Below are 21,770 nucleotides of genomic sequence, written 5' to 3'. Positions count from 1 at the left end.
AAATTACAACCTTGTAGTTAAAATAAAATTAGAAAAAGTGGCTCGAATATCATTAAGCGGCAATTCAGATATATTCAAAATAATATTTGGATATAATCCTATAAATATTAACGTCACTAATAATGAAAATGAAATTAAAATTTCGCGAAGAGAAAGATTTTGAATGCTATTGAAATTTTTATTTTGAGAACATGAACCAAAATATATTTTTTGAACCATAATTAAAGAACATAACGCCGAAATAATTAAAGAAAATGAAGAAATGCCAACTAAGAAAGAATTATTGTTAAAAGTTCCTAATAATATCATAAATTCTCCTACAAAATTACCAGTTCCTGGGATACCTAAATTGGCAAACGAAAAAAATAAAAAAAATCCGGGTATCCAATTAATTTTCGACCATAAACCACCCATATTTCGAATATCACAAGTATTAGTATATTTAAATAATTGACCTACAAGACAATACAAAGCAGCAGTAGAAAGCGCACAAGAAACAATTTGTAAAACTATTCCTTGATAAGCAATTTTATCTGCGCTATAAATAGCAATTAAAATAAAACCTGCGTGAGATATAGAGATATAAGAAATTAATCGTTTTATATCTGTCTGAGAAAAGGCAACAAATAAAGAATAAAAAACAGTTATAACACCTAACCACATAAAAATACTTGAAAAACTAGATGAAGAATGTGGAAAAAAAACAACGTTAAATCTTAATAAAGCATAAACTGCTGTCTTTATTAAAATTCCTAAAATGTCTAATGAACCTACAATAGGTGAAAAAGTGTGAAAATCTGGAAGCCAACCATGAAATGGAACGATAGGGATTTTTATACAAAAAGACAAGAAAAACCCAATCATAATAAATATTTCTAAAAAAAAATTTAAAGTAGTATATCTCAATACGTTATAATCAAAACTTAAAATATGAGTAGATGCATAATTAGCATGTACTAAAAACAATATAGAAAAAAGTAATATTAAACCAGAACACTGAGAATACATAAAAAATTTATTAGCAGCAGAAAATCTCTTAGAAAACACATTTTTCCCATTTTCTTCGCGTCCCCAAAATATCATCATGAAATAAGTTGGAAAAATTACGATTTCCCAAAAAAAGAAAAATAGAAATAAATCTATAGAAAGAAAAATGCCCATCGAAAAACTTAAAATCCATAATAAATTTAAATAAAAAAAACCAATGTTTTTTTTTATTTTATCCCAAGAACAAAGCGTAGATATTACTCCTAAAAAACTGGTCAGAATTAACATTATAATAGAAAGCTTATCAGCGGCCAGATGAAACGCAATTCCAAACCTCGGAATCCAATCAGACTTATATTCAAAATCCCAATTAGGTTCATAAAAACTACGAAGAGAAACTACTGAATTTTGAAATAACAATGAAACAGACAATATTAACATTGATACCATTAATATTAATGAAATATAATGAGAAATTTTTACATAATATTTCTCAAAAATCCAACAAAATATTCCACCTAAAAAAGGAACTATAATAAAAATAGGAAGTAGCATATCATTGTATTCCTGCTTTTGATTTATTCGCTTAGTAACTATAATAATGTTTATAATAATCACTATACTATTTTTATTGATTAAAATAACGAAAATTTAAATAATTTAAAATTTTAACTGTTTATATTTAGTATTACAGTTGTTAATAACATCACACACCCAGAAATAATTAAAAAAAGATACATATACAAATATCCATTATAAATAAATTCTAATCTACGATAAAAGAAACAAAATAAACCTCTAAAAAAACTAATAGAAATATTTATAGGATCTGAAACTAAAGCTTTAGAAACATAAAGATAAGGTTTTACAAAAATAATATTATATATATAATCGAATTCCCACGCATGTAACCAAAAAGTATGTATCTTATTTCCAATTCTAGTATATAATATTTTATCAACTATTTTTCTATCAACTACCCACAAATAATAAGATATAACTATACCGAATAAAGATATAAAACTACATATTATTTCTAGAAATATACTAGAATGAACAGATCCTATCGTTCTAGGAAAAACGCAAGATAACGGGAAGATAACGTAAGATTCAATAAAAGTAGAAAATATCATTAATATAATTAATGGAAAACTGTGACTAAGATCTATTGGAGTTATTAATCTTTTATTTTTTTTAGTTCCATGAAAAACCACAAAAATCATTCTAAATGTATATATTGTGGTTAATATAAATCCTAGTAAGCCAGATATGAAAAAAAAATTATAACTATTTTCAAAAGAGTAAAATAAAATTTCTCCCTTACTATAAAAACCAGAAGTAAAAATTGGAAAAGACGATAAAGAAGCTCCACCGATTAAAAAAGCATAGTACAATAAAGGAAATTGATTCTTTAAACCTCTCATTTTGAAAATATTTTTTTCATTATTTAATAAGATGATCATTGATCCTGAGGTGAGAAAAAGTAACGCTTTTACAATAGCATGAACAACTAAATGTTTAATAGCTGCAATCCAATTTTGCATACTCAATGCAATAAACATATAACCTATTTGACTCATAGTTGAGTATGCTAATATTTTTTTTATATCAGTTTGAACTAAAGCAGAACAACTAGAAAGAATTAACGTTAAACTACCAATAATTCCTACAATATACAAAATTTCTGGACTTAAAATAAACAAAAAATGAGTTCTAGCTATTAAATAAATTCCAGCTGTTACCATTGTAGCCGCATGTATTAAGGCAGAAACTGGAGTAGGACCTACCATAGCATCTGCTAACCAAGTTTGCAATGGAATTTGAGCAGATTTCCCGACAGCTCCAACTAAGAGAAAAAAGGTAATCCATTTCAGAGACTCTAAATGTTCGTTTGTTGCAAACGTTCTTAAAATAAATTCTAACTCTTTGAAATTTGTAGTTCCAAACTCTCTATAAATAAAAAAAATTGACAATAATAAAAAAATGTCCCCAATTCTAGTAATAATAAATCCTTTTAAAGCAGCATAATTAGAATTACTATTTTTATAGTAAAACCCTACTAATAAATAAGAACACAATCCTACTGCTTCCCATCCTAAAAACATAAATACTAGATTATCAGACACTACTAGTACAACCATACTAGCGATAAAAAAATTCATATATGCAAAAAAATTTGACAAATCATTTTTTAAACGCATATACCACATAGAAAATACATGAACCAGAAAGCCTATACAAGTTACCATTACTAACATAGTAAGTGATAAACCATCCATTAATATTCCAAAATTAATTCTAAAATCGTTTACAACAATAAAAGTCCATAAATTTTCAATTAATATATTATTATTCGAATAGAAAAAAATTACCATTAAATATATTGAAAATAACATCGATAGAAAAACAGAACTAATAGAAACTGCCATCACTTGATTATTAGAATATTTCGTTTTTAAAAACATCAATAAAATACAACTTATTAATGGAAATAAAATTATCATATAAACGATATTCATCCATGCATCTCACTTAATTTATTAATATTTAAAGTTTTAAATCGCTTATAACATTTAACTAATAGCGCTAATCCTATTCCTGATTCCGAGGCTCCCAAAGTTATGATTAAAATATACATAATCTGTCCATCGACTTGATTCCAATAACTACCCACTACTACTAATGCTAATGCCACAGCATTAATCATAATTTCTAAACTAATTAACATAAGCAATATATTTTTTTGTATTAATAAAGAGGTTAAACCCAATATTAACAAAATTGAAGATAAAATGAGAGCATGAGATAAAGGAATCATAAATAAATTATCCTAATTAATTAATGAAATTTATGGCATTTTCCCCCAATGTGAAAAACCACTACTAAAGCACTTAATAACAGCATCGATGCCAATTCAACAATTAAAATATAATCACTAAATAATTTAATACCTAATAGTTTCGTACTAATAACTACATTAAATATATATTTTTCATTTGCATTAAATAATATAAAAATTGACGAAAAAACTAACATCAAATCTAAAAAAAATAACACAAAAAAATTCGGTCTAGTTTGATTAGAAATAGCAGAATAATAAACAAAATTTTTAAAGTTACACATCATAATAATGAACACAAATAATACCATAATAGCGCCAGAATAAATTATGACTTCTAAAGACGCTGCAAAAAAAGCTCCCAATGAAAATAGTACACCAGATGTAGATAAAAATGACATAATTAAACATATTAATGAGTACATTGGATTTCTATTAAAAATTGTTAATATGGTAAAAATAATTGATAAGCATCCACAACTATAAAAAGTAAGTTCCATATTATTATCCTTAAGGTAACAATGTTTTTACATCAATTGGACGAGATTCATTACTTAAATCTCCTTTCTTTTTACCTTCTATTTCTACACCAGAAAACTTATAAAAATCATAATCAGGGTATTTTCCGGGACCTGAAATTAACAAATCTTCTTTTTCATATACCAAATCTTGCCTTTTATATTCTGACAGTTCAAAATCAGGAATTAGTTGAATAGCAGCTGTTGGACAAGCTTCCTCGCATAACCCACAAAATATACACCGAGAAAAATTAATTCGAAAAAATTCAGGATACCATTTCTTAGTCTTTGAAACAGATTTTTTTAAAGAAATGCAACCTACAGGACAAGCTACCGCACATAAATTACATGCAACACATCGTTCATCACCATTTAAATTACGAGACAATATAATACGTCCTCTATATCTTGGAGGAAGATATACAGACTTCTCTGGATACATTATAGTTTCACGTTTTGAAAAAATATTAATAAAAGTTAGCCAAATACTACGTATTTGGCTAACTAAAGAACACATTATGTTTAAAATACTCATAAAATCAATCTCTTATTAAGCTTTATATAACATAAAAATAGCAGTACCTATTAAATTTATTAAAGTTAATGGAAAACAAACTTGCCATCCAAACAATATCATCTTATCATAACGAGGACGAGGTAGAGAAGCTCGAATTAAAACAAACAAAAATATAAAAAACATTGTTTTTAAAATAAAAGAAAGAACTTCAAAAGATGTAAACCCTAACCAACCTCCAAAAAACATAGTAGTAATTAAACTAGAAATTACTATAATAGAAATATATTCTCCAATGAAAAATAATCCAAACTTCATGCCAGAATATTCAATATGATAACCATCTGCTAATTCTTGCTCAGACTCAGGCTGATCAAAAGGATGCCTATGACATAAAGCTAAACCTGCTATTAAAAAAGTAATAAATCCAAAAAATTGAGGAAAACAATTCCAAATAAAAGTTTGACTATTGACAATATCAATCATATTAAACGATCGTGCCCGCATTACTACACCCATTAAAGACAGTCCCAAAAAAACTTCATATGATAATGTTTGTGCTGTAGCTCTAATAGCTCCTAATAACGCATATTTATTATTGCTAGACCAACCTGCAAATAGTACAGAATATACAGATAAAGACGCAATCATTAAAAAAAATAAAATACCTATATTAAGATTAATGATAACAAAACAAGAACTAAACGGTATAATAACTATTACTAATAGCAATAATGTAAAACTTAATATTGGAGCACAAAAAAATATTGCTCTTTTGCTAAACGACGGAATCCAATCTTCTTTAAAAAATATTTTAATCATATCTGCTGCTATCTGTAACGTGCCTTTCCAACCAACTCTATTAGGACCACAGCGATTTTGCAACAAACCTAATATTTTGCGTTCTACAACACTCATAACTGCTGCACATATCAAAACTAATAACAAAACAAAAACCGATTGCAATACTAACACTGTTCATTCTCATTAATATTATTAAAAACATAATCATACAGTTATTTTTCTCAAATCCACAATTTTTTTTCCAGATAGAGAAATAGGTAAGTCGTAATGCCCTAAAAGCAAACCCAAATGTTTAGATTTAATTTTAGAAGACACAAAAATAGTTACTGTGAACAACGTATTAAAACATTCAAATTCTATTTTAGATCCAGAACGAATGGACAATATTTTTGCATCATTTTTATTCATGATTCCTGAAAAAATTGATATGTTTTCGGAAATCTTAGGAGATAATTTTGATAATGGTTCACTACCGAACAAAGCATAATATGGGAAAATACAATAACTATCGTTACTCTCATTTTTAACAGAACAATAATTAAACCAAGGTATTAATTTTCCAGTACCATGTTCAAATAAATGTTTTCCAGAATTCCAAAAAGGTAACTTTCCATCAATATTTCTAGAAAACTTATTCAAAGATTGTATAGAATTCCAACCTGGGGTCCAAGAAAAAGGTATATACGAAGAATATTTATAAAATTGTTGACAACCTTCCATAGAAAAAGAAAACATAGAATTTTGATCTTTAGGTTGAGACCTTTCATGAACGTTAATATTAGCTCGAACTGAAGTTCTTCCACTAGAACGATGTGGAGACCTAGCTAATTTTTGACCAAAAACTCTAAAAGATGCATCAGGCGCTACAAACTTTAAATTTCTAAAATCAAATTTTTCAGAAGACAAACTATGAATAACATCATCTAACTTATACCAAGTTTGACTTTTTTTATACAATTTGCATCTTATAAGATGTAACCACATCCAACTATCTAAAGTATGAATATCATTACAATAAAACTTTGGATCATATACTTGAAAAAAACGCTGTGCTCGACCTTCATAATTTACAACAGTTCCCGAGCTTTCAAAACAATTAGTCGACGGAAGAGATATTTTTCCTATTTTCATAGTATCAGTATTAAGATGGTCTATAACCAAAACATTTTTTACAATTTTCAATAATTTTGACATGTAAAATTTTGAAAAATAACGATATATATCATTTTCTAAAATAATTAAAAAATCACACTTATTCTTTAATATTTTTTCTGACACCTTTTCCAATGACATCCCATCTAGTAGACCTATTCCCAGACTGTTAGAATTAGAAGTTAAAAATATTAACCCCACATTTTTTTTTCTATTTTTTAATGATTTTGCTATATTATATGTAGATTGAATTAATTCAACACTATTAGAATGAGTCCCAGAAATAATAAGAGGATTTTTAGACGATAACAACGCACAACTAATCAATTCTACAATTTTAGTATTACTATCGCTTGAATTATCAATACCAGGAGAATCTTTATCAATATGGTGAGAAATTTTAAAACCTAATTGAACTTGACTATTTATTGAAAAAATACAACTTTTTTCAGAAATATCATCTAGCTTTGTTGCGTAAGTATTTATAATAAATAACCTATTTTTTACACCTTGTGAAGCATTTTTAACAGCTAAAGAATTCCAAACCGGAATATTCTTAGAAAATGAAATTGATTTAGATTTCTCTTTTATAGCTTGTCTAATAGACAATGCTATCATAGGAGAAGTTTGTGTAACATCTTCACCTAATATAAAAATTACATCATAATTTTCTATTTCTTTTAATGTCGGAACGTAAATACCACCACTCTTTAAAATACTTATAATAAGTGATGTACAGTCTAATTCTTTTTGAAGCATTCCTGTTGAAAAATTTTTTTTTCCAACTAATTTTTGTAATGCATAATTGCTCTCTAAGCTAGCACGGTTAGATCCAATTCCTATTACTTGAGACGAATCTAACAATAATTTTTCTATTAACGTAAAAGAATTTTGCAAGTTTTTAAGTATTTTCGTTTTATTTTCATTTCGAAAAACAGAATATTTAGGTCTGTCTTCTAAATTAGAATAACTATACCCAAACCGACCTAAATCGCATAAAAAATAACGATTAATATTTTCGTGATATCTGTTTTCTACTTTACATATTTCTCCATATTTTTCTCCAGCACTAATATTGCATCCAACACAACAATGTTGACAAATACTCGGTGCATATTGCAAATCCCATTTTCGCGAATATTTCTCTGATTGAATTTTATCAGTAAAAACTCCAGTAGGACAAACTTCAACTAAATTTCCAGAAAACTCACTTTCTAAAGCTCCTTCTTCTAATCTTCCAAAATAAATATTATTACTAGTACCATACACTCCAAAATCTGTACCATCAGCGTAATCTTTATAATAGCGAACACATCTATAACATGAAATACATCTATTCATTTCATGTCCAACAAAAGGTCCTAAATACTGATTTTTATGAGTTCTCTTTAAAAACCGATAACGACGTTTATTATGCCCAGTAATTACAGTCATATCTTGAAGATGGCAACTCCCACCTTCTTCGCATATAGGACAATCATGAGGATGGTTAGTCATTAACAACTCAATAATACCTTTTCTAAATTCTACTGATTCAGAATCATGTATAGAGATTACTGATCCATTTAAAACAGGAGTCATACAAGATATTACTAATCGACCTACCTTATCTTCGCAATTGTCATATTGCTTGACCATACATTGACGACATGAACCAATACTTCCTAATATCGGATGCCAGCAAAAATATGGTATGTCAAAACCAAGCGATAAACATGCATGCAATAAATTATCTGAAGCATTAACATGATATTTTTTATCATTTATAAAAATTATAGCCATAAATAATCTTTATTTCCAATCAATAAAGTTCATGAACTTATATATTATTCCATGTAAAAAAATTGATAAAACATTCTTAAAATAATAAAATTAACTGTCATTGTTTACGATGTAATTAGGTTGAACACCATCAACAACTTTTATATCAATAGTTGAAGACAACTTAATACCATCTTCAAATTCTTTTCGAAAATATTTAATTGCACTTTTTAACGGAGAAACAGCTCCTGGGGCATGAGCACAAAATGTTTTCCCTGGGCCTAATTGATAACATAGTGTTTCTAATAATTCAATATCATTTTTATGTCCTTTAAATTTTTCCAAATCCTTCAAAATAAAAACAATCCATGGCAATCCATCACGACATGGAGTGCACCACCCACACGATTCCCTGGAAAAAAATTCTTCAATGTTTCTAACTAAAGAAACCATGTTTACAGCATTATCTACTGCCATAGCAATAGCAGTGCCTAATCTGCTACCTGCATGACTAACACTAGAAAAATCCATGGGAACATCAATATGTTCATATGTTAGAAATTCTGTACTCGCTCCTCCTGGTTGCCAAGCTTTTAATTGTAATCCATTTTTCATTCCACCAGCATAATCTTCTAAAACTTCTCGTGCAGTAATTCCAAATGGTAACTCCCATAAACCAGGATTTTTAACTTTTCCTGAAAATCCCATAATTTTAGTACCAGAATCTGAACTGTTTGATAAATTCTTATACCATGAAACACCATGCAAAATAATAGATGGCACATTAGACAACGTTTCAACATTATTTACACAAGTAGGTTTTCCCCAAGCTCCGCACACTGCAGGAAAAGGAGGTTTAGATCTCGGATTAGGACGCCTTCCTTCTAAAGAATTAATTAATGCCGTTTCTTCTCCGCAAATATAACGACCAGCACCACTATGTAAAAAAATTTCAAAACTTAAACTAGAACTAAGTACATTAGATCCCACATATCCAAATTTCTTTGCTTCATCAATAGCTTTTTTTAAAATACGTTCAGCTTTAACATATTCTCCTCTTAAAAAAATGTAACTTCTATTAACTCGCAATGCCAAAGCACTAATTAATATACCTTCTATCAACTGATGAGGAATTTTTTCCATTAAAAATCTATCTTTGTAAGTTCCTGGTTCCATCTCATCAGCATTGCATAATAAATAACGAGTTTTAACATCAACATTTTTAGACATCAAACTCCATTTGACACCTGTGTAAAAACCTGCCCCTCCTCGTCCTTTTAATCCAGAATCTTTTATTATGTTAATAACACCATCAGGATCGATATTATGCAGTGCTTTTTCAAAAGCAAGATAACCACCTTTTTTTTTATATTCGTTAATCCATACTGTATCTTCATCTTTATTTAACCACCACGTTAATGGGTGTGTTTCCGAAGTTCTTAATATTTTCTTCACTTATATGATTCCAATAATTCTACTATAAGTTTTAATGTCAAACAAAAATAAGTATGATCGTTAATCATTATAACAGGAGCTTTATCGCAAGCTCCTAAACAACATGTAGGTAATAAAGTAAATCGAAAATCTTTTGTTGTCTCTCCAATAAAAATATTTAATCTTTTTTCTAAAAAAAATTTAATATCTTCACATCCATGCATATAACATACTACACTATCACAATAACGTATTATATTTCTGCCTACCGGTTTTCTAAAAATCTGACTGTAAAAAGTAGCAATTTCTTCCAAATCACTCTCAGAAATTCTAAGTATCTTTGAAATGGCATTAATAGAACTTCTAGAAATCCATCCTCTTTTCTTCTGAACAATTTTTAATGCTTCTATAGAACTAGCACGAGAATTCTCATAGCTACGTTTGACTTCCAATATTTCTTTAATCTCTTCGTAACTAAGTTCAAAAGTGTCATTTACAATTTTATTTAGCATTAAATTTACTCTAACGATCAACATCAGACATAACAAAATCAATACTACCTAAATAAACTATTAAATCTGATATTATACTTCCACAAATAACTGATGGTATTTGCTGTAAATGAGGAAAACTAGGAGTTCGTATTCTAGTTCTATAACTCATAGCATTCCCATCACTAATTAAGTAATAACTATTAATTCCTTTTGTTGCTTCAATCATTTGAAAACTCTCATTAGGAGAAAGTATCGGTCCCCAAGAAACTTGTAAAAAATGAGTAATCATAGTTTCAATATGTTGAAACGTACGTTCTTTAGGAGGAGGAGTAGTTAATGGATGATCTGCTTTAAATGGGCCTTCCGGCATATTATGTAAACATTGTTTTAGAATAGAGAGACTTTGCCAAATTTCTTCTACCTTCAACATTACTCTAGAATAACAATCACTAATTCCAGCACCTATTGGAATTTCAAATTCAAAATTTTGATATCCTGAATATGGTCGCTTCTTTCGAACATCAAAGTCTAAACCAGTAGCACGTAATCCAGATCCTGTCACACCCCATCGCAATGCTTCATTTTGATTATATTCAGCTATTCCTTTTGACCTACTTATTAAAATACTATTCTTTAAAAGAGAATTAATATATTTAATTAATCTTTTGGGCATCCAAACAAGAAAATCTTTTAGCAGTTTGTCCCATCCACTAGGTAAATCATGAGCTACTCCTCCAATTCTAAACCATGCCGGATGCATTCGAAATCCAGTAATTGCTTCAATAATATCATAAATTTTTTGACGATCAGTAAAAGCCAGAAACACAGGCGTCATCGCTCCAACATCTTGTATAAATGTAGAAATGTATAATAAATGACTATTTATTCTAAACAATTCTGATAACATAATACGAATAACTTCTACCTTTTCTGGTACTTTAATATTTGCTAATTTTTCTATTGCTAGTATATAAGGCATTTCATTGACACATCCACCTAAATATTCGATACGATCAGTATATGGAATGTAACTATGCCATGTTTGACGTTCTCCTATCTTTTCAGCACCACGATGGTGATATCCAATATCTGGAATACAATCAACTATCTCTTCCCCATCTAATTGTAAAACAATACGAAAAACTCCGTGAACAGAAGGATGATTAGGTCCTAAATTTAAGAACATATAACGATTACTATCATTCTGCTTTTTTAGTCCCCACTCGTCCGGTCGAAACTTTAATGCATCCATATACAAATCTTCTTTAACTTGATTTAAAGAAAAAAAATCAAATTCAGTTGCTCTAGAAGAATAGTCTTTTCGTAAAGGATGACCTTCCCAATTTCTTGGCATAATAATTCGAACTAAATGTGGATGATTATCAAAAATAATTCCAAACATTTCCCAAGTTTCACGCTCATACCAATTAGCGTTTGGATACAATTTAGTTAAAGTAGGAACTTTTAAGCTATCGTTAAATAACGCAATTTTCAACATAATATCACTATTGTGATCGAAAACGATAAAATGATAAAACACCGAAAAATCAGATTGTGGTGATCCACAACGATAAGAACGAAATCTTTCATCTATGCCATGAAGATCAAACAACATTATATATGGATAATACGAATCCAACAAAAATTTACCAACTTTCAGTAAAATGTTACAATCTATCCACAATACAGGAATTCCCATCAAAGTAGATTGAATTATAAATTTATCTTGTCCAAAATGTTCAAATAGCTTTTTCACAATATTACTGTCAATATGAACTTCAGAAGCATTTTTTTTTTTGTAACTATCTCTTATTTCAATATTTTTTTTCATAAATTAAATAATAATCTTATATTGTTAAATCAAACAAAAATACAATTAAAATTGTCAATATTATTATTCTTAAAAAAATAAATGCTTATTTAAACTTTGTCTGGAGCACGAAGATTTTTAATAGAAATATATTTTTCTCGCCTTTGTTGTTTTTTTGAAGGCATATTAGCACGATAAACTCCTTGTTTTCCTATTACCCAAGATAATGGACGACGCTCTTCCGAAATTGACTGCTGCAACAACATTAAACCCTCAATATATGCCTCCGGCCTAGGAGGACAACCAGGAATATAAACGTCTACAGGTAGAAACTTATCTACTCCTTGAACAACAGAATACACATCATACATTCCTCCTGAATTAGCACAAGCACCCATAGAAATAACCCACTTGGGTTCTAACATCTGATCATACAAACGTTGAATAACAGGAACCATTTTAATAAATGGTGTTCCAGCTATTACCATAAAATCAGCTTGTCTAGGTGATGCACGTAATACTTCTGAACCAAACCTTGAAACATCATGAACAGAAGTAAATGAACTTACCATTTCTACATAACAACAAGATAATCCAAAATTATATGGCCACAAAGAATTTTTTCTTCCCCAATTTACTAAATTATTTATATATTTTTTAATCGTTCCAAAATAAACATTTTTTCGAAGATAACTTTCAATGGGATCAGATACAATCTTCTCTTTATGGGCAGGATAACTTTTAGTTGCATCATAGGTGTCTATTTCAGTTAATGTATATTTCATAAAATGGCTCAATTTTTAAATAACAAAAAAAAATCACAGTTTCTTAAATAATGGTTTAGATTTATATCCTATGTTTAACCCATTTGAACGAATTAAATAAATTAATCCAGATAACAAAAATAACACGAACACTATCACTTCTACGAACCCTATCCAACCTACTTCAATAGCACTTATTGACCATAAATATAAATATAATGCTTCTACATCAAATAAAACAAAATATATTGCTACTAAATAAAATTTAATGGACAAATTCAAATCAGAATGATCAACAGAATCTATACCTGATTCAAAAGGAGTGTGTTTATATCTTGCTTGAGATTTTCCACCTAATATTGCACTCAAAGATAACATTAAAATACAAATTCCTAACGCCGTCAGAAAAAAAGTACATAATGCTAAATATTGGATATCATTTGACATATTTATAGAACACATAATTTTATTGTTATATTACATAATTAAAGTAGTAACATACTAAACTAAAATTTAAAAATTTTCCATTCAAAAACATAATATCAACATTTTAAACTAATTTTTTTTTTAAACCTTGATGATTTTAAAATCGACCCCATCTAATTATTATCAAACTATACAATTTTAAAAATACCTAAAAATATTCATACAATTTCTAAAAATTTTCCAATTTAATCGCATAAAATTATTAAAATAAGGAAAAAAAATGAGTAAAATTATTGGAATTGACTTAGGAACTACTAACTCTTGTGTTGCTATCATGGATGGTAATAAAGCACGTGTTCTAGAAAATTCTGAAGGTGATCGTACAACTCCTTCAATAATTGCATATTCTAAAAATGGTGAAATACTAATAGGAAAGCCTGCTAAACGACAAGCTATAACAAATCCTAACAATACTTTGTTTGCAATTAAACGTTTAATTGGAAGAAAATTTACTGATGAAGAAGTACAACGTGATATCAAAATCATGCCTTATAAAATAATTAAGTCCGATAATGGAGATGCATGGATAAACGTCGATAGAAAAAAATTAGCTCCTCCACAAATTTCTGCAGAAATATTGAAAAAAATGAAAAAAACCGCAGAAGATTACTTAGGAGAACCAGTAAAAGAAGCAGTTATCACTGTCCCAGCTTATTTTAATGATGCTCAAAGACAAGCTACAAAAGATGCCGGAAAAATTGCAGGATTAGACGTAAAAAGAATTATTAATGAACCAACAGCAGCAGCACTAGCTTATGGTTTGGACAAAGATAAAGGAAACAAAATAATAGCTGTTTACGATTTAGGAGGAGGAACATTTGATATTTCGATAATAGAAATAGATAATGTCGATAAAGAAAAAACTTTTGAAGTACTGGCAACGAATGGAGACACGCATCTAGGAGGAGAAGATTTTGATAGTAGATTAATAAACTATCTTTCCGAAGAGTTTAAAAAAGATCAAGGAACTGATCTAAGAAACGATCCATTAGCTATGCAACGTTTAAAAGAAGCAGCAGAAAAAGCAAAAATTGAATTATCTTCAACTCAACAAACAGATGTCAATCTTCCTTATATAACAGCAGATTCAAATGGTCCAAAGCATTTAAATATTAAAATAACTAGGTCTAAATTAGAATCTTTAGTAGAAGATTTAATAACTCAATCTATTAAACCATTAAAAACTGCATTAAAAGATGCAAAATTGTCTATTTCTGATATTAATGATGTTATTTTAGTAGGCGGTCAAACAAGAATGCCTATGGTTCAAAAAAAGGTAGCTGATTTTTTTAATAAAGAACCAAGAAAAGATGTTAATCCAGACGAAGCTGTAGCTGTAGGAGCAGCAGTACAAGGAGGAGTATTATCTGGAGAAGTAAAAGACGTATTATTATTAGACGTGACGCCATTGTCTCTAGGAATTGAAACTATGGGTGGAGTAATGACTTCATTAATTAATAAAAATACAACAATTCCAACAAAACATAGTCAAATATTTTCTACTGCAGAAGATAATCAATCAGCTGTAACTATACATGTTCTTCAAGGAGAACGAAAAAAATCAATAGATAACAAATCATTAGGTCAATTTAATTTAGATGGAATTCAACCAGCTCCAAGAGGAATGGCTCAAATTGAAGTAACTTTTGACATTGATGCTGACGGAATCTTACACGTATCAGCAAAAGACAAAAACACAGGAAAAGAGCAAAAAATTACAATAAAATCATCTTCTGGACTAGATGAAAGCGAAATAAAAAAAATGATTTCTGATGCAGAAGAAAATGCTGAGTCTGACAAAAAATTTGAAGAATTAGTAAAAACAAGAAATCAAGGTGATCAAATTTCTCATAGCACTAAAAAACAACTACACGACTTAAAAAATGTTATAGATCAGAAAGACAAAAATGATATTGAAAAATCTTTAAATGAGTTAGAAAACGCTATGAAAGGAGAGAATAAATCTGACATAGAAGAAAAAATACAAAAATTACTACAATTTTCTGAAAAACTAATGGAATATAATAGAAAAAATTCACAATCTAATCCTTCTAAAGAAAATGTGTCCTCTTCAAAATCTGAAGATAATGTTGTAGACGCAGAATTTGAAGAAATTAAAGACCAAAAAAAATAATTTTTTCTCTTATTAAAAAAAAATTAAAATACGAGCATAAAATATCTACTATGCTCGTAAGACCTTTTTAAGCTAGGAAATTACGAATGCCAAAAAAAGATTATTACCAAATTTTAGGAGTTAGTCAGTCGTCTGATGAAAGAGACATCAAAAAAGCGTATAAAAAACTAGCTATGAAATATCACCCAGATAGAAATCAAGGCAATAAGAATGCCGAAAATCAATTTAAAGAAGTCAAAGAAGCGTATGAAATATTAAGCGACCCAAAAAAAAGATCAACATATGATCAATACGGACATGCTGCATTTGAACAAGGACAACCAAATAACAACACTTTTACTCATAGTTTTAGTACTAGTTCAGATTTTAGTGACATATTCGGTGACGTATTTGGAGACATATTTAATAATCGAGGAACAACAAATCCTTCTAAAGGATCTGATTTACGCTATAACATGAATTTAAGTTTAGAAGAAGCTGTTAAAGGTACAATAAAAGAAATTCGAATCCCCACTTTACAACAGTGCTCTTCATGTAACGGATACGGTACTAGGTCTGGATCTCAACCACAAAATTGCTTAAGATGTCGCGGAAAAGGACAAATACAAACGAGAAAAGGATTTTTTACCGTTCAACAAACATGCCCACAATGCCAAGGAAAAGGAAATATCATACAGTTTCCTTGTTATACGTGTCATGGCAATGGAAGGCTAGAAAAATTTAAGATTTTATCGGTAAAAATTCCTCCTGGAGTAAATACAGATGATCAAATCCGTTTAAACAATGAAGGAGAAGCAGGAGAAAATAGAGCCGCTTCCGGAGATCTATATGTACAAATTTCTGTTAAGAAACACCCAATTTTTGAACGTGAAGAAAACAATCTACATTGCGAAGTTCCGATAAATTTTTCTGTAGCTGCTTTGGGAGGTGAAATTGAAGTTCCAACATTAGATAATAAAGTAATACTTAAAATTCCACCAGAAACACAATCAGGTATTCTATTTAGAATAAAGGAAAAAGGAGTAAAATCTATTAGAAACAAAAAACAAGGAGATTTAATATGTCGAATAGTTGTAGAAACACCAGTTAATCTAAATGAAAAACAAAAACATCTCTTATATCAATTAGGACAAAGCTTTGGAGGATTCAAAGGAGAAAAAAACAGTCCTAAATCAAAGCGATTTTTTGAAGGGGTAAAAAGATTTTTTGATGATCTTACTAAATAAACTCTAAAAAATTTGCTTCTATAGATAGTATGGAAGCAAATTTTAATTAGACATTATCTAATTTGTAAAATATTAATTTAATTTTTTTATTTTATTTTCCAATCTCGATTTATGCCTCGCTGCCTTATTTTTGTGGATCAAACCTTTAGTAGCATATCTATCTAAAATAGATTGAACTGTGCAAAAAGCTAATCGAGCGCTATCTTTACTCCCTGATGATATTTCAACATGAACTTTTTTTATGAACGTTTTAATTTTTGATCTCCTACTAGAATTGAAACGCCTTTTAATTTCAGATTTCCTTGAACTTATCTTAGATGATTTTATATTTGCCATAACTCACGCCTCTTCACAAAATGTTATATAAATAATTTAAAATTATACATAAAAACTCTATAATATAGTAAAATAAAGAAAAATATACATTGCGTAATATATTGTTTAAGAATAAAAAACCTATTTTAAAAAAATTATAAATGAATTAATAATTGGTATATATACTATTTTATCTAACAAAACATATAACGTTTATTTCAAAAATACTAATACTATGAAAATAATACGAAATATACATAATTTAAAGTTTCAAAAAAGTTCTTGTATCTTAACAATAGGTAATTTTGATGGTATACACTTAGGACACCAAAAATTATTAAACTTACTTTGCAAAAAAAAAAGAATATAACAAACCAATAACTGTCATAATTTTTGAACCACAACCTCAAGAATATTTTAATCCTGACAATCCTCCCTCTCGGATTATGAGATTTCGAGAAAAAGTAAAATATTTATCTAAATGGAATATTGACACAATATTATGTATTTACTTTAATCATAACTTTTCATTAGTAAATCCAGAAGATTTTGTAATTAACATCTTAATTAAAAAGTTAAACGCATGTTTTATAGCTATTGGGAAAAATTTTTGTTTTGGATCTCATCGAAAGGGTAATATCATTTTTTTAAAAGAGATGGGTAAAAAATACAATTTTGAAGTGCATGTAACTGAACTTCTAAAAGTGCAACATAGAAAAGTTAGTAGTACAAAAATTAGAAAATTGCTACAAAATAGTAATTTTAAATTAGCTAAACAACTGTTAGGAAGACATTTTAGCATTTCCGGGAAAGTAATACATGGACATAAATATGGAACTCAACTAGGATTTCCAACAGCTAACATTGCACTCTTGAAAGGAATAGTTCCTATTAAAGGAACTTTTATAGTCAAAGTGTTTATATGTAAACTAAAAAAAACATTTTTTGGAGTAGCTAACATTGGAACTCGACCAACAATGAATGGAAAGCAACAAAATCTTGAAGTACATTTAATAAATATTTCAATAAATTTATATCAAAAATATATACAAGTTATTTTTTTAAAAAAAATTCGAGATGAAATTCATTTTTCTTCAATCAAAAGTTTAAAAATACAAATTCAAAACGATATTGAAAAAACTCACTCATACTTTCACAATCATTTAAATAAAACGCAATAAATATTATAAAAAAGAGAAATAAATGGCTGATTATAAGAATATTTTAAACTTACCTCGCACTAACTTTTCTATGAAAGGTAACTTGTCTCAAAAAGAACCAGAAATTGTTAAAAAATGGAACACTAATAATGTTTATAAAATAATTAGATCCTCAAAAAAAAACAAAAAAAAATTCTTTTTACATGACGGACCACCATATGCTAATGGTAATATTCACATTGGACATGCAGTCAATAAAATTTTAAAAGACATTATAATTAAATCAAAAAATATGTCAGGATTTGATGCTCCTTATACTCCTTCTTGGGACTGTCATGGACTGCCTATAGAACATAAAATTGAAATAATAAATAAGAAACAAAAACAAAAAATTGTTTTAAACAATTTCCAAGATCAATGTAGAAAATATGCAAAAGACCAAGTTCATAATCAAAAAAAAGAATTTATGAGATTAGGTATTTTAGGAAATTGGAAGAATTCATATTTAACGATGGATTTTGAAAACGAAGCCAATATTATAAAAACTTTGTATAAAATGATTAGACTAGGATACATTTATAGAGATTTTAAACCAGTTAACTGGTGTATTAGCTGTCGTTCGGCATTAGCAGAAGCAGAAGTCGAATATCATTATAAAACATCTGAATCTGTTTTTGTAAAGTTTAAAACTACTGATAACAATACCATAAAAAAAATATTTAATATATCTAATAATTTAAACAATTCAATATATATAGTAATTTGGACTACTACACCTTGGAGTTTACCTGCAAATAGAGCTATTGCAATCAATCCCGAATTTTATTATCAACTAGTTCAAACAAAAAATCAAATTTTGATTATAGCTCAAAAACTCGTCCACACAACTATGGAAAGATGCAAAATAACAACTTGGGAAATCCTTGGAACGATATCCGGAAAACTCTTTAAAAATATAAAATTTATACATCCATTTTTAAATTTTTGTGTTCCTATTATTTTCTCAAAGCACGTTACTTTAGAATTAGGAACAGGAGCGATACACACAGCACCAGAGTTTGGAAGTGATGATTATAATATTAGCAAGAAACATAATATTGATATGACACAAACCATTAACAAATGTGGAAATTTTATATCTGATATACACCCTGATTTGAATGAAATAAATATTTTTAAATCTATAGAAATCATCATAAAACTGCTAAAAAAAAATGATTCTCTTTTAAAATTTGAATTCTTTAAACATAGTTACCCACATTGTTGGAGACATAAAACACCAATAATTTCTAGAGCTACTCCGCAATGGTTCATTAAAATGGACCATAAAAATTTGAGAAAAAACTGTATACAACAAATACTCAAAGTAAACTGGATTCCAAGTTGGGGAAAAGAAAAAATGGTTAAAATGATGTCTACTCGCCCAGATTGGTGTATATCTAGACAAAGAATGTGGGGAGTACCTATCCCTATATTTTTTCACAAAAAAACAGGAAAACTTCATCCAAAGTTATCATTAATCGTAAAAAATGTTATAAAAGATGTAAAAAAGCAAGGTATTAGCGCATGGTTTAATTTAAACAAAGACTTATTATTAGAAAAAGATTCAAAAGATTATATCCAAGTAACAGATATTGTAGACGTCTGGTTCGAATCCGGATCTATCATGCTTTCAGACATATATAAAAAATTTAATCATAAAAATGTTTCAGACATATATATAGAAGGATCAGATCAACATCGAGGCTGGTTTATGTCTTCTCTTATAATATCTACAGCTATCAATTCTATAGCACCATATCGTACAGTTATTACACATGGATTTACTGTAGACGAAACAGGAAAAAAAATGTCCAAATCTATTGGAAATACTATTTGTCCTAACGAAATAATAAAAATTTTCGGAGCAGATATATTAAGATTATGGGTAGCATCTACAAATTATTCTAAAGAAGTATCTATTTCCGAAAAAATACTTAAGCAAACATCAGATATTTATAGAAAAGTCAGAAATACAGCTCGATTTCTTCTTGCAAATCTATATGATTTTAATCCGAATGAAGAAATGGTATCTTCCGAAAATATGATAATATTAGATAGATGGGCAATTGGAAAAACACTTGACACTCAGCATAAAATAATTGATAGTTACGATAAATACAACTTCCATGATGTAATAAAACATTTAATACATTTTTGTTCTATCGATATGAGTTCTTTCTATTTAGATATAATAAAAGACAGACAATATTTAACACCATCTAAAAATGTTTCAAGAAAAAGTTGTCAAAGTGCTATGTACTTAATTTTGAATTCCCTTATAAGATGGATAGCACCTATTTTATCTTTTACTTCAGAAGAATTATGGAATCACCTACCAGGAAAAAAAAGTGAATTTGTTTTTACTGAAGAATGGTTTGACAAATTATTTAATCTAAACGATCACGATTTAATGAATAACCAATATTGGAATGAACTATTAACCATTAAAAACGAAGTAAACAGAATATTAGATGACACCAGAAAAAATAAAAAAGTAGGAAATTCTCTAGAATCATCAATTACCTTATATGTTGACGATAATGTTGAAAAAAAATTAAATTTACTAGAAGATGAACTAAAATTTTTATTTTTAACATCAGAAATAAAAATAAAAAATTATATTTCTGCTCCAAGTTATGCTGTAAAAAGCACATTAATTCCAAATTTTAAAACGAGTATTGCAAAAATAGAAGGAATAAAATGTATTCGATGTTGGCATATTATTCCTAATCTCATAAATATAGACATAAACCTTAAAATATGTACACGATGTCTAGCGAATACCATTGGATCTGGGGAAATACGTAAATTTTTATAATGAAGAAACCATTAAATTTAAGTAACGCATTAATATTATTAACGATTACTAGTCTAGTAATACTACTAGACTTTTTAAGCAAACAATGGATAATTAAAAATTTTTCATTGTACGAGACGAAACAATTTACTTCAGTAATAAATTTTTTTTACACACGAAATTATGGAATAGCATTTAGTCTTTTGTCAGACATTAACAAATATAGCAAGTATGTATTATATTTTATAAATATTATTACTATTTTCATAATTTCAAAAATTCTATTGTTTATTCCTCAAAACAAAATATATTACAACTTTCCTTATGCACTAATTATAGGTGGAGCAATTGGAAATATAATAGATAGATTACGTTTCGGATTTGTAATAGATTTTATCGACATTCATATTAAAAATTGGTACTTCGGTACTTTCAATATAGCAGATATTAGCATTTTTTTAGGAAGTATTATAATATTACATATTTTATTTTTCATAAAAGAAAAAATATAATTCCTTTATCTTACTGTACTA

17 protein-coding genes and 1 pseudogene are annotated in these 21,770 nt (G+C 28.2%); 5 read left to right on the top strand and 13 right to left on the bottom strand.

The features are described from left to right. Window positions 1-3: 3 nt before the first annotated feature. The 12 genes from XW81_RS00785 to ndhC form a co-directional block, all read right to left on the bottom strand. The gene (locus tag XW81_RS00785) at window positions 4-1,542 is read right to left on the bottom strand and encodes a complex I subunit 4 family protein (RefSeq protein ID WP_075473991.1); all 1,539 of its coding nucleotides are present in this window, start codon (window positions 1,540-1,542) and stop codon (window positions 4-6) included. A gap of 113 nt (window positions 1,543-1,655) precedes the next feature. Beyond that, window positions 1,656-3,506: an NADH-quinone oxidoreductase subunit L gene (nuoL, locus tag XW81_RS00780; protein ID WP_075473989.1), complete on the bottom strand. Its 1,851-nt coding sequence runs from the start codon at window positions 3,504-3,506 to the stop codon at window positions 1,656-1,658. Next, on the bottom strand, window positions 3,503-3,805 hold the full coding sequence (nuoK, locus tag XW81_RS00775; RefSeq protein ID WP_075473987.1) for an NADH-quinone oxidoreductase subunit NuoK: 303 nt from the start codon (window positions 3,803-3,805) through the stop codon (window positions 3,503-3,505). The genes nuoL and nuoK overlap by 4 nt, the downstream gene beginning before the upstream one ends. Window positions 3,806-3,825: 20 nt before the next feature. After that, window positions 3,826-4,326, bottom strand: coding sequence for an NADH-quinone oxidoreductase subunit J (locus XW81_RS00770; protein ID WP_075473984.1), 501 nt, complete (start codon window positions 4,324-4,326; stop codon window positions 3,826-3,828). Between the two features lie 10 nt (window positions 4,327-4,336). Further along, window positions 4,337-4,879, bottom strand: coding sequence for an NADH-quinone oxidoreductase subunit NuoI (gene nuoI / locus XW81_RS00765; RefSeq protein ID WP_075473982.1), 543 nt, complete (start codon window positions 4,877-4,879; stop codon window positions 4,337-4,339). A 15-nt stretch (window positions 4,880-4,894) separates the two neighbouring features. Continuing rightward, window positions 4,895-5,833: an NADH-quinone oxidoreductase subunit NuoH gene (gene nuoH, locus XW81_RS00760; RefSeq protein ID WP_075473980.1), complete on the bottom strand. Its 939-nt coding sequence runs from the start codon at window positions 5,831-5,833 to the stop codon at window positions 4,895-4,897. A gap of 33 nt (window positions 5,834-5,866) precedes the next feature. Then, window positions 5,867-8,596 carry an NADH-quinone oxidoreductase subunit NuoG gene (gene nuoG, locus XW81_RS00755; protein ID WP_075473978.1) on the bottom strand — a complete coding sequence of 910 codons (2,730 nt, stop codon included), beginning with the start codon at window positions 8,594-8,596 and terminating at the stop codon, window positions 5,867-5,869. Window positions 8,597-8,686: 90 nt separating this feature from the next. Next, the gene (nuoF, locus tag XW81_RS00750; RefSeq protein WP_075473976.1) at window positions 8,687-10,030 is read right to left on the bottom strand and encodes an NADH-quinone oxidoreductase subunit NuoF; all 1,344 of its coding nucleotides are present in this window, start codon (window positions 10,028-10,030) and stop codon (window positions 8,687-8,689) included. Continuing rightward, the gene (gene nuoE, locus XW81_RS00745) at window positions 10,027-10,521 is read right to left on the bottom strand and encodes an NADH-quinone oxidoreductase subunit NuoE (protein ID WP_075474423.1); all 495 of its coding nucleotides are present in this window, start codon (window positions 10,519-10,521) and stop codon (window positions 10,027-10,029) included. The genes nuoF and nuoE overlap by 4 nt, the downstream gene beginning before the upstream one ends. Before the next feature lie 10 nt (window positions 10,522-10,531). Then, window positions 10,532-12,334 (bottom strand): NADH-quinone oxidoreductase subunit C/D, encoded by a 1,803-nt coding sequence (gene nuoC, locus XW81_RS00740; RefSeq protein ID WP_075473974.1) that lies wholly within the window; start codon window positions 12,332-12,334, stop codon window positions 10,532-10,534. A gap of 89 nt (window positions 12,335-12,423) precedes the next feature. Beyond that, entirely contained in the window at window positions 12,424-13,098 is a 675-nt protein-coding gene (locus tag XW81_RS00735) for a NuoB/complex I 20 kDa subunit family protein (protein ID WP_075473972.1), read from the bottom strand. 33 nt (window positions 13,099-13,131) lie between these two features. Beyond that, window positions 13,132-13,524, bottom strand: coding sequence for an NADH-quinone oxidoreductase subunit A (ndhC, locus tag XW81_RS00730; RefSeq protein ID WP_075473970.1), 393 nt, complete (start codon window positions 13,522-13,524; stop codon window positions 13,132-13,134). 259 nt (window positions 13,525-13,783) lie between these two features. On the opposite strand from ndhC, the gene dnaK reads away from it, so the two are divergent. Next, window positions 13,784-15,697 carry a molecular chaperone DnaK gene (dnaK, locus tag XW81_RS00725; RefSeq protein WP_075473967.1) on the top strand — a complete coding sequence of 638 codons (1,914 nt, stop codon included), beginning with the start codon at window positions 13,784-13,786 and terminating at the stop codon, window positions 15,695-15,697. An 86-nt stretch (window positions 15,698-15,783) separates the two neighbouring features. Continuing rightward, complete coding sequence (gene dnaJ, locus XW81_RS00720; RefSeq protein WP_075473965.1) at window positions 15,784-16,923, top strand: molecular chaperone DnaJ; 1,140 nt, start codon at window positions 15,784-15,786, stop codon at window positions 16,921-16,923. Window positions 16,924-16,995: 72 nt separating this feature from the next. Here dnaJ and rpsT read toward each other — a convergent pair whose 3' ends face one another. Further along, window positions 16,996-17,259 carry a 30S ribosomal protein S20 gene (gene rpsT, locus XW81_RS00715; protein ID WP_075473963.1) on the bottom strand — a complete coding sequence of 88 codons (264 nt, stop codon included), beginning with the start codon at window positions 17,257-17,259 and terminating at the stop codon, window positions 16,996-16,998. A gap of 214 nt (window positions 17,260-17,473) precedes the next feature. Between rpsT and ribF the strand changes: the two are divergent. The 3 genes and pseudogenes from ribF (at window position 17,474) to lspA (ending at window position 21,749) form a co-directional block, all read left to right on the top strand. Beyond that, a pseudogene (gene ribF / locus XW81_RS00710) lies at window positions 17,474-18,419 on the top strand (bifunctional riboflavin kinase/FAD synthetase). Between the two features lie 22 nt (window positions 18,420-18,441). Then, window positions 18,442-21,258: an isoleucine--tRNA ligase gene (gene ileS, locus XW81_RS00705; RefSeq protein ID WP_075473961.1), complete on the top strand. Its 2,817-nt coding sequence runs from the start codon at window positions 18,442-18,444 to the stop codon at window positions 21,256-21,258. Continuing rightward, complete coding sequence (lspA, locus tag XW81_RS00700; protein WP_075473959.1) at window positions 21,258-21,749, top strand: signal peptidase II; 492 nt, start codon at window positions 21,258-21,260, stop codon at window positions 21,747-21,749. The genes ileS and lspA overlap by 1 nt, the downstream gene beginning before the upstream one ends. Window positions 21,750-21,770: the final 21 nt, after the last annotated feature.

The sequence above is a fragment of the Buchnera aphidicola (Schlechtendalia chinensis) genome (assembly GCF_001648115.1).
GTDB lineage: Bacteria > Pseudomonadota > Gammaproteobacteria > Enterobacterales > Enterobacteriaceae > Buchnera_B > Buchnera_B aphidicola_N.
Note: the sequence above shows the minus strand (reverse complement) of the source record. Positions and strands in the feature narration are given on the sequence as shown.